This is a genomic window from Acinetobacter sp. GG23, from assembly GCF_057766365.1.
In genome coordinates, this window is sequence record NZ_JBYMDJ010000001.1 from 494,963 (window position 1) to 510,434 (window position 15,472).

The window sequence follows — 15,472 nt, forward strand, 5'->3', positions numbered from 1 at the left end:
ATATCCCGCTATGTTAACTGATGCCTAATTGATTCCATACTTTTTGCAATCGGGTTGGAGAAATCGGCATCTTTGTTTTCATTGGCTGGGAGAACAAAGAAATGCGAAATTCTTCAATCATGAAGTACAGTTCTTTCAGGCGAGCATCATTTTTAAACTTAAATAATCTTTCCATCCATGGATCAACTTGATCGATGGCAGAATTGTCCCTTTGTAAGTTATTGGGCAAGCGCTCCAAACGCAAAACTAATGCCTTCAAATAACGGGGAAATTCCTGCCAGATGTCCGCAGATTTCACATACACACAGTTGGAAAGATTCATTAAATCAAGCTGATCTTCAATGTCATCGATATTTTTCCCAAAAAGAGAATCGTCTAAAACCAACAATTTCCGACGAATATCCTGCCACTGGATATAAATATCACTTAGTACTAATAATGCCTCTTGTCCATTCGTTAGGAAAGATTTTTTTACATTTAAAAGCAAGTTTTGAAACTCTTCAGCATTGACAGGAAGTTCACTTATTGTCATCTGAAGTGTCGCATACACTAACATTTGTTCTAATTGAGCTTTGTCACCGAGTGGTGAATAGGCCAAAGCCAGTGGTTTTGAAATCTGTTTTTTCAGTTGACGAACCAAATCACCCAACTGCATGTAAACCAGGCGAATCACCCCTTCACGATGCTGGCGAATAGCTTCAGCCTGATCATTAAAGGTTTGAATGACCACACCAGATTCATCTTTTGCATCCAGTTCTGCAAATGCTTTGGTCGGAACCAAGGCTTGATATTGCTTAACAATCACCCCTGTCACTTTTTGCGATGCTTCAAAAGTAAAATTGTCCGGGAAGGTTTTAAACTCACCTTTAAGTTGCTTCACTGGACTATGCGTTTCGGTACGACAACGTGCTTTAAGTTCAGCCAGATCGCGGCCTTTTTCAAGCACCCGGCCTTTTTCGTCAATGACTTTAATGAACGGCATCAAATACTGATCAACCCGATCAAAGGAGAAATCTTTTGCGGTGATTTGTTCACCACGTAACTGAAAAGCCAAATAATTGAAAATGTGCTCACGTAAATGTACCGCATCTATCCCGCTCATTAGCTTACGCGCAGTATCCGGAATCGGAACCAGGTTACGACGCTTATCTTTAGGCAGTGATTTTAACAATGCTTCAATCAAATCCTGACGCCAGCCCGGAATCCCCCATGACCAGATATTTTCATCCACCTGCGGCAAGGCCTGTACCGGAATTTTAACCGTTGCACCATCTTCATCATGGCTCGGGTCAAAGCGATAGCTCGCAGCCAGACGTAAAGAACCGTTGTGCAGATAGTCAGGAAATTGCTGCGTGGTGGGACGATCATTCATCCACAACGCATCATTATCGACAAATAAATAGCGTGGATTTTGCGGTTCAACCGTGGCACGCCAGTCTTCAAAGGTTCGACGGCTGGCGACCTCTTCAGGGACTTTGGACGCATAGAACTGATAGATGGTTTCTTCGTCCACCACCAGATCCCGACGACGCAGTTTATCTTCCACCCGTTCGACTTCTTCAAGCTTAAGCAAGTTATGCTTCAAGAATGGTGGTGTAATACCTAAATGCCCCGTAGTTAAGGCATCTCGCAGAAAAATTTCGTGCGCTGCCGGCTGATCGACTTTTTCATAATCCATCAAACGTTTAGGCTCAATAATCAAACCAAACAATGAAATCTGGTCATAACAATTGACGATGCCGGCTTTTTTCGACCAGTGTGGCTCAAAATAGTGATGCTTGAGCAAATCGGGCGCTGCAAGCAGAATCCATTCAGGTTCAATTTTGGCGAGCGTACGCAAATACACCTGAGAGGTTTCTACCATCTCAAAGGCCATGACCCAAGGCGTATTGCTCTTATGCAAGGTCGAAGCGGGAAAAATACGGGCTTTTTGTTGGCGCACTGCCATAAACACATTACGTTCATCGGTTTTGTTAGCAATAAACGAAAGCAAACCGGTCAACAAAGCACGGTGCAGATTTTCATAACTGGCTTTTTTATCATTAAAGGAAAGCTTTAACCCTTGAGCCAATTCAGTCAATTGTTCATGAGTTTTTTTCCACTCACGCAAACGCAACCAGCTTAAAAAGTGCTGACGTGCAAAATTACGACGTTTATTTTCGTTCATAGACGCACGATTATTTTGCAAGGTTTCCCATAACTTGATGTAGAACAGGAAGTCAGAATCAGCCTCCTTGAATAAGGCATGTTTCTGGTCGGCTTGGGTCTGTTTATCGGCCGGACGTTCACGTGGGTCTTGTACTGCCAGCGCAGCCACAATAATCAGCACTTCATTCAGCACACCAAAATGCGCGCCACCCAAAATCATGCGGGCCAAACGCGGGTCAATCGGCATCTTCGCCATTTGCTGACCGATTTTGGTTAATCCGCCTTGTGTTCCCAATTTTTTAGAAGTACTAGATTTTGAGGATAATTTTTCTTCCTCAGCTTTAGGAGAGTTTTTCTCATGCATTGCCCCAAGCTCAATCAGCAGCTTGCGGCCATCATTCACCAAGCGATGATCTGGCGGCTCAATAAAATCGAAACTTTCCAGCTCGCCCAGATTCAGACTCTGCATCTGTAAAATCACAGAGGCTAAATTGGTACGCTTGATTTCAGGTTCGGTAAATTCAGGACGGCTGAGAAAATCTTCTTCAGAATACAGTCGAATGCACACACCCGGCGCAATACGGCCACAACGCCCTTTACGCTGATTCGCTGCCGCTTGCGACACAGCTTCAATCGGTAAACGCTGTACACGAGAACGATAACTGTAGCGTGAAATACGGGCAAAACCGCTATCAATCACATAGCGGATATTGGGAACCGTTAAGGCAGTTTCGGCCACGTTGGTGGCAATGATAATGCGTCGCCCACTGCCGCCCGGATTAAAAATCCTTTGCTGTTCAGCTAAAGCCAAGCGTGCATATAAAGGTAAAATTTCGGTATGACGCGGACCATGCTTTTGCAAAGTTTCTTGCAGTTCGCGAATTTCCTGTTCGGTACTGGCAAAAATCAGGATATCGGCATGTTCGGGATGACCTTTATCCTGAGCATCCTGAAAACACTCGTTGACCGCCTGAACCACTGCACGTGGCAGGTTCTCTTCAAAGTCATCAAACTCATCGTCATCACTGCCGCCAATCGTCATTTCTGAAATCGGACGATAACGCAGCTCTACCGGGAAACTACGTCCTTCAACTTCAAAAACCGGGGCATCAAAAAAATAACTGCTAAAGCGGTTCACATCTAGGGTTGCTGAAGTAATGATGACTTTTAAATCACGACGCTTAGGCAAAAGCTGTTTGAGATAACCCATGATAAAGTCGATATTGAGTGAACGTTCATGCGCTTCATCAATAATAATCGTGTCGTATTTGGTGAGGAATCGGTCATTGGACAATTCAGCCAGCAAAATACCATCGGTCATTAAACGGACAATGGAGTCTTGTGAACCCTGTTCATTAAAACGAATTTTAAACCCGATTGATTCACCCAGTTTTTCACTGACTTCTTCAGCAATACGCTGCGACACGCTACGCGCAGCCAGTCGACGAGGTTGGGTATGCCCTATCATGCCGGTTAAACCACGCCCGGCAAGCATGGCAATTTGCGGTAACTGGGTAGTTTTACCCGAACCAGTTTCACCTGCCACAATAATCACTTGATGCTGTTGAATTGCTTTAATCAACTTGTCTTTATATTGGGTAACCGGCAGGTCTTGATTCAGTTTGATGTTCGGTACACGGGACAGGCGCTCACGAACTTTATGATTCGATTTTTCTAATAATTCTTGATATTGCGCCTCACTGGCATCTTTACCTTTGCGTAGCCGATTTAAACGATGACGGTCACGTGCCATGACCCATTGATCTACATTTAAATGACTTAACACAGATAATCTATCCCAAAACGAAAAATTGAACTGAATATTTTACGCTGTAACGCTCTCGAGAGAAAGACAAGCAAATGTTTATTCATAATGTTTGATGTAAAGAATATTCAAAACTATGGAAAATAGATTACAAGTAAAGCTAAATCGACTGTTTATATTCTTTAAAGATATTCAAATACTTCATTTTATGATGATAACTTAGCACGCCAATAATTTATTCCAGAAAAATAAGTTGAATTAAAAAAAATTTGCCCTTGAATTTTAGTCCTTGCACCTTCATCTTCTTAGGCAAGCTGAAAAACTGATCTTTTGTCATTTAGTCCTCATGTTTATAGGACTGAATAGATGGATAAATCAGATTTGGTGAAATAGTGAGCCTTATCTTTGTTAATTCGGTTTTTCCGATTTCAATTATATAAAAATACTGTTTCATCAATAACAAAAAATTCGCTATTCTTTTGGATATCAAATATAAACCTCAATCATGGAGACAATGATGAGCTTAATTAATACAGAAGTTAAACCATTTAAAGCAACTGCATTCCAAAATGGTCAATTTATTGAAGTAACTGAAGCTGATCTTAAAGGCAAATGGTCTGTAGTATTCTTCTACCCAGCTGACTTCACTTTTGTTTGCCCAACTGAACTTGGCGACCTTGCAGACAACTATGCTGAATTCCAAAAATTAGGTGTTGAAATCTATTCAGTTTCTACTGACACTCACTTTACTCACAAAGCTTGGCATGATTCTTCAGAAGAAATCAAAAAAATCCAATATGTAATGGTAGGTGATGCGAACTGGACACTTGCTAAAAACTTCGACGTATTAATCGAAGCTGACGGCCTTGCAGATCGTGGTACTTTCGTTATCGATCCAGAAGGTAAAATCCAAATCGTTGAAATCAATGCTGGTGGTGTTGGCCGTGATGCTTCAGAACTTCTTCGTAAAGTTAAAGCAGCTCAATACGTTCACGCTCACCCAGGCGAAGTTTGCCCAGCTAAATGGAAAGAAGGCGATGCTACTTTAGCTCCTTCAATCGACCTAGTAGGTAAAATCTAATTTTTATTAGATTAAACTGATTCAAAAAACCACGCTTTTTAGCGTGGTTTTTTATGGATTATATGAAACATTCAGTATTCAATTCTACAGCTCAATTAAAATTGCGTAACAATAGATTCCAAGCATCCCGAGTATTGATATAACCGTATTCAATGATTAGAAATATTACAATTCTGCTATACATGCCTTGTTCTTTTTATCATAGTTTCAAAGGATGTAGTCAATGCGTGCTACTTTATATCCCTACAAAATGAGGGGCGCTTATGGGAACAATGCTTGTCGTCACTTCTTATAAATACAATGCATCTTCACGCTATTTAAAAATTTTTTATAGCAATGGATCTGGAGAGCTTTATCATCCTGTGCCGGAATTCATTTATAATAATTTACTGCGCTGTAATGATAAAACCGCTTTTGTACATAAATACTTGGAATACGATGTGCATTTTACCCGTATTTCAATTCAATAAATCAAATACGATAAATCAGGGCAATTTCCCTGATTTATGATTTAACCAGTTTTGTATTATTATTTTATTTATAGCAAATTATAAACAAACCCGCTCCTTTTGATAGGGTCAGGGTGAGGAAACGTCCATCATTTTTAACCAGTTCGATAAAAGTTTTCACTTCTGCTGCATGAGAGATAACATTGTCGACAATTAGAACGCCGCCTTGCGGATGAATCATATTTTGCAGATAAGCCCAGTAATCGACATACGCATCGCGCTCAGCATCTAACAGAATGAAATCATATTGATGGGTACATTTTTCAAGAAACTTTTGCGCATCTCCTACCCAAAAATCAATTACCTGATCCAAGGCTAATTCTTGCGCATATTGTTGCGCCTGAGCAGTGCGTGATAGATCTATTTCAAGTGTGGTTACATGACCTTGTGTAGTTTGCGCTGCATTTGCCAACCATAAAGTCGAATAACCTGTAGAGGTTCCGATTTCTAGAATTGATTTCGATTGCTGGATACGAATCTGCATCGCTAAAAATAATGCAGAATCAGGTTCAATATTTCTATAACGCTGAATACGGTCATGTTGTAAGGCATCAAATTTGATAAAACCTTGATACAACTCATGCATCCGTGTTTGAAAAGCCAAATCCATGCTCATATCAGATGTCCCTATCCATTACAGTTATTTTGAGTCTAACTGATCTATGACAAAAATCTATATCTAAGCAGTTTCTTGAATCAATTTAAATCTGGGCAACACTTCACCGTTAGCGAGAGTGACTGTTTCCTGAAACATCTCTAAAGGACGCACCCACATAGAATAATCGTCATATAAGCATTGATAGACTACAAGCTTTTCATGTGTTTCACTATGCGTTACCACATGAAAAACCTGATATAAATTGCCTTTATAATGTTGATAAATTCCAGATTTAAGCTTCATCTACCCTTACCTATTAAAAAAATCATCCTTATCATAATCAAAATTCCTATTGATCTGACACAAATTTAATTCTTTCCTTTAAATACCAAATAAATATGTGAATATTCTAATTAACCCCCATCCTTAACATCGAATACTTATCCATCTAAACGAATCTAAAATCTATTTATCCGATCATAAATATCAAAATGAATCGTTTTACCTATTTCATCATTTGTTTTAGTATAGCCTTATTAAATAAACATTTACTCCCTTGGAGACGTTAGCCATGTTAGACCAAAATACTTCAGCTCAGTTAAAAACACTTCTTCAACGTCTGGAAAGCCCGATTGAAATTGTGGCTACTTTGAACGGTTCTGACAAGTCAGACAAAATTAAAGAACTGGTCACGGAAGTTGCGGCGCTGTCTGATCAGGTTACCGCCCGTTTTGATGGTACAAACTCACGTGCACCAAGCTTCGGGATTGCCAAAGTCGGTGAACAGCCACGGGTCAATTTTGCCGGCTTACCGATGGGACATGAATTTACCTCTTTAATTTTAGCTTTGCTGCAAGTGTCAGGTTATGCTCCGAAAGTATCGGATGACGTACTGGCACAGATCAAGGGTTTAAATTTAACTGATGATTTTGACGTATTTGTTTCCTTAAGCTGCCATAACTGTCCGGACGTGGTGCAAGCCCTGAACCTGATTGCGATTTACAATCCGGGCGCAACAGCAACCATGATTGACGGAGCTTTCTTCCAGGAAGAAGTGGAACAGCGCAAAATCATGGCCGTTCCGATGCTGTTCCAGAATGGCGAGCATATTGGTCAGGGTCGTATGACCCTGGAAGAAATCGTGGCCAAACTGGATTCGGGTTCATCAGCCAAAGATGCAGAAAAACTCAATGCCAAAGGCGCCTTTGATGTGTTGGTGATTGGCGGCGGACCTGCGGGCAACACTGCTGCAATCTATGCAGCCCGTAAAGGCATCCAGACCGGGATCGTGGCGGAACGTTTTGGTGGTCAGGTGATGGATACCATGGACATTGAAAACTATACCTCGGTACAGAAAACCCAAGGTCCGAAGTTTGCCGCTGAAATGGAAGCGCATGTACGTGCTTATGATGTCGACATCATGAACCTGCAAAAAGTAGCAGCTATTAAAGGTGCTGATGAAACCGCCAACGGTCTGGTTGAAGTGACGCTGGAAAATGGTGCCAAGCTGGAATCGAAAACCATCATCCTGTCGACCGGTGCCCGCTGGAGAGAGATGAATGTTCCAGGTGAGCAGGAATATAAAACCCGCGGTGTAGCGTATTGTCCGCACTGTGACGGTCCATTATTCAAAGGCAAACGTGTTGCGGTGATTGGTGGGGGCAACTCGGGTGTGGAAGCGGCGATTGACCTGGCCGGGATTGTCGAGCATGTAACACTGGTTGAGTTCGATACCAAACTGCGTGCCGATCAGGTATTGCAGGACAAGCTCAACAGCTTGCCAAATACCACCGTGATCAAGAATGCCTTGTCGACTGAAGTGGTCGGTGACGGTTCACAGGTGACTGCACTGAAATACAAAGACCGTGCCACCGATGTTGAACACACGGTAGAGTTGGCCGGGATCTTTGTGCAGATCGGTTTGTTGCCGAATACGGATTTCCTGAAAGCGTCAAAAGTTGAGCTGAGCAATCGTGGCGAGATCATGATTAACGATCGTAACGAAACCAACGTGAAGGGTGTCTTTGCTGCCGGTGACTGTACTACAGTACCGTACAAGCAGATCATCATTGCAACGGGTGAAGGCGCCAAAGCATCCCTGTCTGCTTTTGATTACATTATCCGTTCAGGACAATAATGGCTTAATCCCAATGATTAAATCTGTATAAAATGAACATGGGCTTATATCTATTCATAAATATAAGCCTTTTTTTTCACTCATTTTTTTTCACCAAACGTTACATTTAATTAACAATTTTCGAGCGTTATTTAAAAGATTTTTCGATTATATTCGCTTTATCCCATCTTTTCTTATGGGTAAAACAATTAGAAGGACAGATGAAAATGAATAAATTACTTGTTGCTTTAGGTCTTGCTGCTACTGTTGCTTTAGTTGGTTGTAACAAAGACAAGGCACCTGAAACAGGTGCAACGACTGGTGAACATTTAGAAGGTGCTGCTAATCAAGCAGGGCATGATATTTCTAATACGGCCTCTGAAGCAGCGAATGATACTGCAACAGCGATGGATAATGCAGCTGATGCCACTGCAGAAGCCGCAAATACTGCTGCTAACCGTGCCGAAAATGCTGCAGAAAATGCCAAAGAAGCTGCAAAAGATGCGACTGCAGCAACTGCCGGTGCTGTAGAAGATGGTGCTGCTCACGTTAAAGAAAAAGCCCAACAATAATTTAATTGAGTGAATAAAAAAGCTCCTTTTTAGGAGCTTTTTTATTTTTTAACAATCTTACTTTTAACTTTCTACTTCTTATCGGGTTGAAGTACCAATACTTTTAAGAGCATGTGACATGTCATATTCTCATCACTAAAAGAACTGACCTAAATCTATATTATGAGGCTTAAAGCCTGAACTTGCTTATGAAACTGCCTGACAATTAACAGCACAAGACGCTTTGCAGACCCATGCTCGAGATGAAATCGGCATTCATGCAAATACAGCTACAAATCCTTTATAAGCTGCGGGTTCCTCTGCCCTAGCTTTTTCACTCGGTGCATTATTCCCGATGTTATCAATCTTGATTAGCCCGGAACATTATGTGTCTACAGTACTAATGATTGGGGGTATTATTATCCTTGACTACATTAGAAACATTATCCGTTCATTTTGCAAATTCATCTAAAGTTAAGGGAAGTTTGCTTATCACAATTTGGGGAATTATTGCTACAGTTTTCGCTGTCTGTTTTGGCTCACTCTTTAATGGGCAACCCGTTTAATCAATTTGTTTTACTGATATATAAAATCAGTTATTCTCAATTAAATATCCCATAATCTATCCTTTTTCATAATATTAAGGGTGAAGAATCAATTAAAATATCCTGATTAATTTAGTCAGTTTTTATTCTCCCATGTCTGTTATCGCTGCAAAATCCAATCGATCAAATTTATCGATTTGGGTTGCTCTTTTTCTATTGCTGGTGGGTACACTCGGTGCCTATCAAGTAGTCGGGCTGAATCAAGCCTTGTTGTTCCTCGTTGGTGGGGCTTTGGGCATGACGCTATATCATGCATCCTTTGGTTTTACTTCTAGCTGGCGTGTTTTTATTAAAGAACGTCGTGGTCGCGGCTTGCGTGCCCAAATGATCATGTTAGGTCTTGCGGTATTGCTGTTTTTCCCGGCCTTGGGCGCAGGTGAACTGTTTGGCAATCCGGTTAAAGGTAATATCAGCCCGGTTTCCATGTCCGTAATGATTGGTGCATTTATCTTTGGTATAGGCATGCAATTGGGTGGTGGCTGTGCTTCCGGTACGCTGTATACGGTGGGTGGCGGTAGTGCCCGCATGATCGTAACGCTGATTTTCTTCTGCCTCGGGTCTTTAATTGCAACGACACATTTGGATTGGTGGTTTAACCTGCCTCACCTTGAACCCATTTCTATAGTTTCAAGCTTGGGCGTTATTCCTGCGCTAATCGTCAGTTTTATCCTGTTTGCTGTGATTGCATTTGCCACCATGTATTTTGAGAAAAAACGTCATGGTTCACTTGAAGTCGAACCGATTACTGAAACTCAAGGTTTCAAACGTTTCCTACGTGGTCCATGGCCGTTGGTCTGGGGTGGGATTATTTTAACCTTGCTCAACTTTGCTACCTTAGCTTTAGCCGGTCGTCCTTGGGGTGTCACTTCTGCCCTTGCAGTTTGGGCAGCTAAATCTGCAAGTTTAATTGGTGTAGATGTGGCTTCTTGGGCCTATTGGCAACAACCGGGTAATGCCAAAGCTTTGTCGGAATCATTATGGTTCGATATTACCTCCATGATGAACTTCGGCATTATGCTAGGAGCATTATTGGCAGCCAGTCTGGCCGGTAAATTCGCGCCTAATTTGAACATTCCAAAACGCTCACTGATTGCTGCTGTAGTTGGCGGTTTACTATTAGGCTATGGGGCACGTTTGGCCTATGGCTGTAACATTGGGGCTTACTTCAGTGGTATTGCATCCGGCAGTTTACATGGCTGGTTATGGCTGATTTTCGCCTTTATCGGTAACAGCATTGGCGTCAAACTTCGCCCAATTTTCTTTCCCAGTGAACGTCCACAACCTGAAAAACTAACCGGTTGTTAATTTTAAAATGCTGAAATTAAAAAGCCCATCAAGTGATGGGCTTTTTAATACATTCTATTTTTTTAGGATTTAGTTTAAAGCTGCTTTCAAATTACAACCATAGCCCATAATTTCCTGAGCCTGACGATATGTGGTATAACGATTTAAAATAAAATCATAAAACTGGTCGGCATTTGCAAAACTTTTTTCCAAGTCTTTAGCTTGCATATTAGGTAATTGGACTTGCCCAATTAAACTCAGGTTTTGATTGCCCAAATGATACATCTCTGCAAAATATCCATTCATCATTTCACAATAGGCTTGTTTAACTGGTTTTAATGAAGTTCGGCTCACTGCATTCTGATCTAATGTCTTGAGTTGATTAGCATCCAATACCGACTGATCTGAAAAGGCAATATTATTGGTTTTTTTAAATGCCTGATAATTCTTAGATAACTGTTGATTTAAAGTCTCAAAGCGCTGCTGCAAGCTTGCCGCATCTTGAACTTTGTATTGTTGAGGATCAATCTGTGTTTTATACTGTTCAGAGCTTGAACAAGCTGAAAGTAATATAGTTGAAATCAATATCGTAAGAATTAACGGCTTCATCATTACTTGCCCAGTAGTCGCATTATACAACACAACATTATGCCTGAAATATCCAGTTAAATTGACTTTTCATTCATATAGCGCCAATACCGTTTCGGTACATATTGAATATGCAATTTCATATTTTGTCGTGCTTGGATGTTCACACTATGAAAATAGTCTTTCCACAGCTGGTCATACAGCCATTCTTGCTCATCCAGTTCTACGGTAAAGGATTGACTAAAACCAGTGGCGAGCTTGGAATCGACTTGATTGGCATTCATTTCAACTTGATGCACCTGCTGCAAATCATAATAAATCCCATACTTACGCTTTTCATCATAAATTAGCCAGGTCTGATCCTGATAACGCGCTTTAAAATGTCGTTCAATCAATGGCAGAACGTTAAAATCTGGTCGAACCAGACTTAAAAACAAACCATCCTGACATTTCTTAAAACGCACAAAGGCTTCCATACGATGCTTTTCACGCCCGACCTGTTTGGTCCACTGTGATAAGGCCAAAACATCAGGATGTCCATAATTTTCATCGACCTTATATTTATGCTGAAAGATATACAGGCAATAATTAAATAAGTGCTGATAAGCAGTTTGATTTTCGGATAGAAAAGTATAGTAAAAATTGCGCTGACTCTGAGTCGATATTTTTTTCTTTAATCCTTGCCAGACACGCTGCGCCTGCTCATCATTTGAAGCGACCTGAATAAAATCATTAAATAGTCCATTCTGGGCATGCTCGTCGCTGGTGATCCTGACTTGAAAATCTTTAAATTGAAATGCGCGAAATACACAACTGAGCAAGCCAGTCATACTGCCATCGAAGCCATAGGTCGCCATCAGAAACCAAAGCCTAATTGTGAGGAGAGTTGTTGAGTATATTTTGACTGTCCCGACTGTAAAATCTGATGACGAATCTGGCTCGGTAATTGTTCTTTAATAAATTTAGGGGTATCTGCACAACGAATAAAATGTTGCGCCCGGTTATATGCCACCCCAATACGTTTGAGTTGATCAATATGAATTTTACCAAAGCGACGCGCCTGTACAACTTTTTTAGCAGAACGCACTCCAATACCCGGTACACGTAAAATCATTCGATAATCCGCGCTGTTCAAATCGACCGGGAATTGCTCCGGATGACGCAAGGCCCAACTCAGCTTGGGATCAACATCTAAATCCAGATTCGGATGCTTTTCATCGACCAGTTCTGTCGCATCAAAACCATAAAAACGCATTAACCAGTCACTTTGGTATAAACGGTTTTCTCTGAGTAAAGGCGGTGCAGAACCAATCGCCGGCAAAGATTTTTCCTGTTCATTAATCGGGATATAACCGGAGTAATACACACGTTTCAGATTAAATTCCTTGTAATGACGATCTGCCATTAAAATAATATCCTGATCCGTTTCACTATATGCTCCCACAACCATTTGTGTAGTTTGCCCTGCTGGAACAAACTTGGGAACGGAGCGTATAAGCTTGCGTTCATCTTTCAATTGAATTAAACGGTCGCGCACAATAGCTAAATCTTTTTGTACTTCTGCATGGTTTTTCTCGGGAGCAAACTTTTGCAAGCCTGCTTCAGTCGGCATCTCAAGATTAATACTCATCCGGTCTACATACAGACCCGCTTCGGTAATGATTTCCTGTGATGCGCCGGGAATGGTTTTTAAGTGGATATAACCGTTAAAATTCTCTTCCAGGCGTAATTTTTTCACCACCTGCAGCATACGTTCCATAGTGTAATCTGCTGATTTAAAAATACCGGAACTTAAAAACAAGCCTTCAATATAATTGCGGCGATAAAAATTCATGGTCAAATCGACCACTTCCTGTACGGTAAATGCGGCTCGTTTTACATCGTTAGAGCGCCGCGATACACAATAAGAGCAGTCAAAAATACAGACATTGGAAAATAAAATTTTTAGTAAGGATACACAACGACCATCTTCGGTATAGCTATGACAAATTCCGGAACCGGTATTACCCAAACCTTTATCTTTGTTTTTACGATTACTGCCACTTGAAGAACACGACACATCATACTTGGCAGCATCGGCTAAAATTTGCAGTTTTTCACGGATACGTTCAGACATGAGCAGGCAACATTTGACGATAAAAACACATTATAAATTTAAATTTTATAACGAGTTGTTCACTGATCTTGGATGCGACAAGGGATGACGTTTTATTTTTAATTCAGGAACTAAGAATCCTTGTTTATTTCACCAGGAAATAACGAATATTATTTGCTTAATTTTCAGGGCTTGGGCAAAGTAATACGGATGAGGAGGAACCGAATATGACTTTATTACAACAACTCGAGATTAAACATCCTATTTTCCTTGCCCCGATGGCGGGTGTTTCTACCCCAAAATTGGCTGCAGAAGTCTCTAATCAGGGAGCTTTGGGTTCACTCGGTTTGGGGGCAAGTTCTGTTGAAGCCGCACGTCAACAAATTTTAGAAACTCAAGCATTGACCCATCAACCTTTTCAGGTAAATTTTTTCTGCCATCAAAGTTTAGAATTAGACCACGAGATTGCACAGCAATGGGTTGAATATTTAGCGCCTCAATTTGAAAAGTATCATGCTGCTCCCCCAACAGAATTAAAATGTATTTATCCCAGCTTTTTAGATAATGACGACTATTTAAACCTGGTTTTGGAAACCAAGCCTAAAGCGGTCAGTTTTCATTTTGGTATTCCACATCCTCATCAGATTCAGGCTTTAAAAGCTGCCGGTATTATCACTATGGTTTCTGCCACCAATCTGGCTGAAGCCTTGAAAATTGAAGCTGCAGGTATTGATATCATTATTGCTCAAGGCATTGAGGCAGGTGGACATCGCGGTATCTTCAACGATACATTTGACAGTGCGGTTAAAACACCAGATTTGGTTCAACTACTTAAACAATACTGTAGCCTGCCTATTGTCGCAGCGGGTGGCATTATGAATGGACAACAAGCCCAGTTATTAATGAAATTAGGTGCAGCAGCCGTTCAGCTAGGCACAGCCTTTGTACAATGTAAAAGTTCCAATGCGAATGCTACATATCGAAAAGCCCTGTTTAGTAAACCGATCACCCAAATCAGCGCAAGTATTTCAGGTCGTCCTGCCCGTGGTTTAATTAATCACTGGCATACTCAAGTAGATCGTCCTGAACGACCTGCTGTTGCGACCTATCCCTACTGCTATGATCTAGGTAAACAACTGAATGCCGCAGCAACAGCACAAGGCGAATATGGTTTTGGTGCATTTTGGGCAGGAACCAATGTGGCACAAATTCGAGAAATTGAAGCTGCCGATTTAATTAATCAGCTGGTTTTAGAGATGATCCAACACTAGACCTCTACCCTAAACTTATTAAAAAGTCATAAAAAAACCTCTCAAAAAGAGAGGTTTTTAATTTAGCAAGGTATGAGCAAAAGATTAGCGATGAGCACGTAGCCATGCATCCTTAGCGGCAAATTTTGCCTGTTCCCAATTCAGACGGGATTGACCTTTACTACCTTCCCATTGACTTTGTAACTCTGGCTCTACCTGTTCAAAATGGGTATCGCTATCAAATAGAGGACGATTTTTATATCCGACCTCATATGCGCCACGATAATCCCGATCATAATCTAAATCGTGATGTATGGTACGTGTTTCATGAAAATAAGGTCTGTCTTTATGTTGCTCACGCCAGTAAGTATCTTCCTCTTCAGGATTAGCCTTTTGTGCGATGTCATTACCAGCAAGTCCACCAACAATACCTCCAACAAGACCGCCAACCACTGCACCTGGGGGGCCACCGACCATACCTAGTGTCGCCCCGAGAGCTGCGCCACCTACAGTACCTGCACTGGTTGCAGCCAAATGATCACCCGCTTCTGCCATATCTGGTACGCGATGGCTTTCAGTCGCTGGTGAATTCAAGTCAGGACGCGCACTCGCATCGGTAGATGGACTCGATTTTATTAAATCATTATTGAGTGAATCACTGCGTTCTGAAGACCGTTCTGTTGAAGCTGCAGGACTAATATCTGAAACTGGTCGATTGGTATTGGTCATTCTTCCTCTCCCTCGATCTTATTTGTTATTTGAAAAAACTGCTTAAACAAAATTACTTGGACAAGATAGGAATTACATCTTGCTATGTAGTGTTTTAGCATAGAGAAAGTTTAGGTAAATAATGTTCAAGTCCTGTCCAGTTTCAGTGAATAA

General features: G+C 41.2%; 13 protein-coding genes and 1 pseudogene. 7 read left to right on the plus strand and 7 right to left on the minus strand.

Going from position 1 to position 15,472, the window contains the following annotated elements; all coding sequences use genetic code 11:
- Positions 1-13 precede the first annotated feature (13 nt).
- On the minus strand, positions 14-3,901 hold the full coding sequence (gene hrpA, locus AC3CAU_RS02385) for an ATP-dependent RNA helicase HrpA (protein ID WP_447054320.1): 3,888 nt from the start codon (positions 3,899-3,901) through the stop codon (positions 14-16).
- A 529-nt stretch (positions 3,902-4,430) separates the two neighbouring features.
- Between hrpA and ahpC the strand changes: the two genes are divergently transcribed.
- Positions 4,431-4,994: an alkyl hydroperoxide reductase subunit C gene (ahpC, locus tag AC3CAU_RS02390; protein ID WP_131215921.1), complete on the plus strand. Its 564-nt coding sequence runs from the start codon at positions 4,431-4,433 to the stop codon at positions 4,992-4,994.
- Positions 4,995-5,257: 263 nt separating this feature from the next.
- Positions 5,258-5,464, plus strand: a complete 207-nt coding sequence (locus tag AC3CAU_RS02395) for a KTSC domain-containing protein (RefSeq protein ID WP_131215918.1) — start codon at positions 5,258-5,260, stop codon at positions 5,462-5,464.
- Between the two features lie 64 nt (positions 5,465-5,528).
- Here the strand turns inward: AC3CAU_RS02395 and AC3CAU_RS02400 are convergent, their stop codons facing one another.
- Positions 5,529-6,119 (minus strand): O-methyltransferase, encoded by a 591-nt coding sequence (locus AC3CAU_RS02400; RefSeq protein WP_131215916.1) that lies wholly within the window; start codon positions 6,117-6,119, stop codon positions 5,529-5,531.
- Positions 6,120-6,182: 63 nt separating this feature from the next.
- On the minus strand, positions 6,183-6,404 hold the full coding sequence (locus AC3CAU_RS02405; protein ID WP_424621371.1) for a DUF1653 domain-containing protein: 222 nt from the start codon (positions 6,402-6,404) through the stop codon (positions 6,183-6,185).
- A gap of 268 nt (positions 6,405-6,672) precedes the next feature.
- Here AC3CAU_RS02405 and ahpF point away from each other — a divergent pair, with 268 nt between their 5' ends.
- From ahpF to AC3CAU_RS02425, 4 genes and pseudogenes are all read left to right on the plus strand, one after another.
- Positions 6,673-8,238, plus strand: coding sequence for an alkyl hydroperoxide reductase subunit F (gene ahpF, locus AC3CAU_RS02410; protein WP_447053262.1), 1,566 nt, complete (start codon positions 6,673-6,675; stop codon positions 8,236-8,238).
- 206 nt (positions 8,239-8,444) lie between these two features.
- On the plus strand, positions 8,445-8,789 hold the full coding sequence (locus AC3CAU_RS02415; RefSeq protein WP_131215665.1) for a hypothetical protein: 345 nt from the start codon (positions 8,445-8,447) through the stop codon (positions 8,787-8,789).
- Positions 8,790-8,955: 166 nt separating this feature from the next.
- A pseudogene (locus AC3CAU_RS02420) lies at positions 8,956-9,334 on the plus strand (VIT1/CCC1 transporter family protein); the annotation flags it as partial.
- A 132-nt stretch (positions 9,335-9,466) separates the two neighbouring features.
- Positions 9,467-10,678 (plus strand): YeeE/YedE family protein, encoded by a 1,212-nt coding sequence (locus AC3CAU_RS02425; RefSeq protein WP_447053263.1) that lies wholly within the window; start codon positions 9,467-9,469, stop codon positions 10,676-10,678.
- Between the two features lie 69 nt (positions 10,679-10,747).
- Here AC3CAU_RS02425 and AC3CAU_RS02430 read toward each other — a convergent pair whose 3' ends face one another.
- From AC3CAU_RS02430 to AC3CAU_RS02440, 3 genes are read right to left on the minus strand one after another with little or no spacing between them, the layout of a single operon-like run.
- Positions 10,748-11,269 (minus strand): putative periplasmic lipoprotein, encoded by a 522-nt coding sequence (locus tag AC3CAU_RS02430; RefSeq protein ID WP_424620653.1) that lies wholly within the window; start codon positions 11,267-11,269, stop codon positions 10,748-10,750.
- 53 nt (positions 11,270-11,322) lie between these two features.
- Positions 11,323-12,102: a TIGR03915 family putative DNA repair protein gene (locus tag AC3CAU_RS02435; RefSeq protein ID WP_131215669.1), complete on the minus strand. Its 780-nt coding sequence runs from the start codon at positions 12,100-12,102 to the stop codon at positions 11,323-11,325.
- The gene (locus AC3CAU_RS02440; RefSeq protein ID WP_424620655.1) at positions 12,102-13,361 is read right to left on the minus strand and encodes a putative DNA modification/repair radical SAM protein; all 1,260 of its coding nucleotides are present in this window, start codon (positions 13,359-13,361) and stop codon (positions 12,102-12,104) included. The genes AC3CAU_RS02435 and AC3CAU_RS02440 overlap by 1 nt, the downstream gene beginning before the upstream one ends.
- A 206-nt stretch (positions 13,362-13,567) precedes the next feature.
- On the opposite strand from AC3CAU_RS02440, the gene AC3CAU_RS02445 reads away from it, so the two are divergent.
- On the plus strand, positions 13,568-14,611 hold the full coding sequence (locus AC3CAU_RS02445) for an NAD(P)H-dependent flavin oxidoreductase (RefSeq protein ID WP_447053264.1): 1,044 nt from the start codon (positions 13,568-13,570) through the stop codon (positions 14,609-14,611).
- A gap of 84 nt (positions 14,612-14,695) precedes the next feature.
- Here the strand turns inward: AC3CAU_RS02445 and AC3CAU_RS02450 are convergent, their stop codons facing one another.
- A complete protein-coding gene (locus AC3CAU_RS02450) occupies positions 14,696-15,319 on the minus strand; it encodes a hypothetical protein (protein ID WP_424620659.1) in 624 nt (207 codons plus the stop codon).
- Between the last annotated feature and the right edge of the window lie 153 nt (positions 15,320-15,472).

Bases quoted from the DNA above. Each gene is read 5' to 3' on its own strand.
- hrpA (WP_447054320.1), bottom strand. From the start codon at position 3,901: ATGGCACGTGACCGTCATCGTTTAAATCGGCTACGCAAAGGTAAAGAT.
- ahpC (WP_131215921.1), top strand. From the start codon at position 4,431: ATGAGCTTAATTAATACAGAAGTTAAACCATTTAAAGCAACTGCATTC.
- AC3CAU_RS02395 (WP_131215918.1), top strand. From the start codon at position 5,258: ATGGGAACAATGCTTGTCGTCACTTCTTATAAATACAATGCATCTTCA.
- AC3CAU_RS02400 (WP_131215916.1), bottom strand. From the start codon at position 6,119: ATGAGCATGGATTTGGCTTTTCAAACACGGATGCATGAGTTGTATCAA.
- AC3CAU_RS02405 (WP_424621371.1), bottom strand. From the start codon at position 6,404: ATGAAGCTTAAATCTGGAATTTATCAACATTATAAAGGCAATTTATAT.
- ahpF (WP_447053262.1), top strand. From the start codon at position 6,673: ATGTTAGACCAAAATACTTCAGCTCAGTTAAAAACACTTCTTCAACGT.
- AC3CAU_RS02415 (WP_131215665.1), top strand. From the start codon at position 8,445: ATGAATAAATTACTTGTTGCTTTAGGTCTTGCTGCTACTGTTGCTTTA.
- AC3CAU_RS02425 (WP_447053263.1), top strand. From the start codon at position 9,467: ATGTCTGTTATCGCTGCAAAATCCAATCGATCAAATTTATCGATTTGG.
- AC3CAU_RS02430 (WP_424620653.1), bottom strand. From the start codon at position 11,269: ATGATGAAGCCGTTAATTCTTACGATATTGATTTCAACTATATTACTT.
- AC3CAU_RS02435 (WP_131215669.1), bottom strand. From the start codon at position 12,102: ATGGCGACCTATGGCTTCGATGGCAGTATGACTGGCTTGCTCAGTTGT.
- AC3CAU_RS02440 (WP_424620655.1), bottom strand. From the start codon at position 13,361: ATGTCTGAACGTATCCGTGAAAAACTGCAAATTTTAGCCGATGCTGCC.
- AC3CAU_RS02445 (WP_447053264.1), top strand. From the start codon at position 13,568: ATGACTTTATTACAACAACTCGAGATTAAACATCCTATTTTCCTTGCC.
- AC3CAU_RS02450 (WP_424620659.1), bottom strand. From the start codon at position 15,319: ATGACCAATACCAATCGACCAGTTTCAGATATTAGTCCTGCAGCTTCA.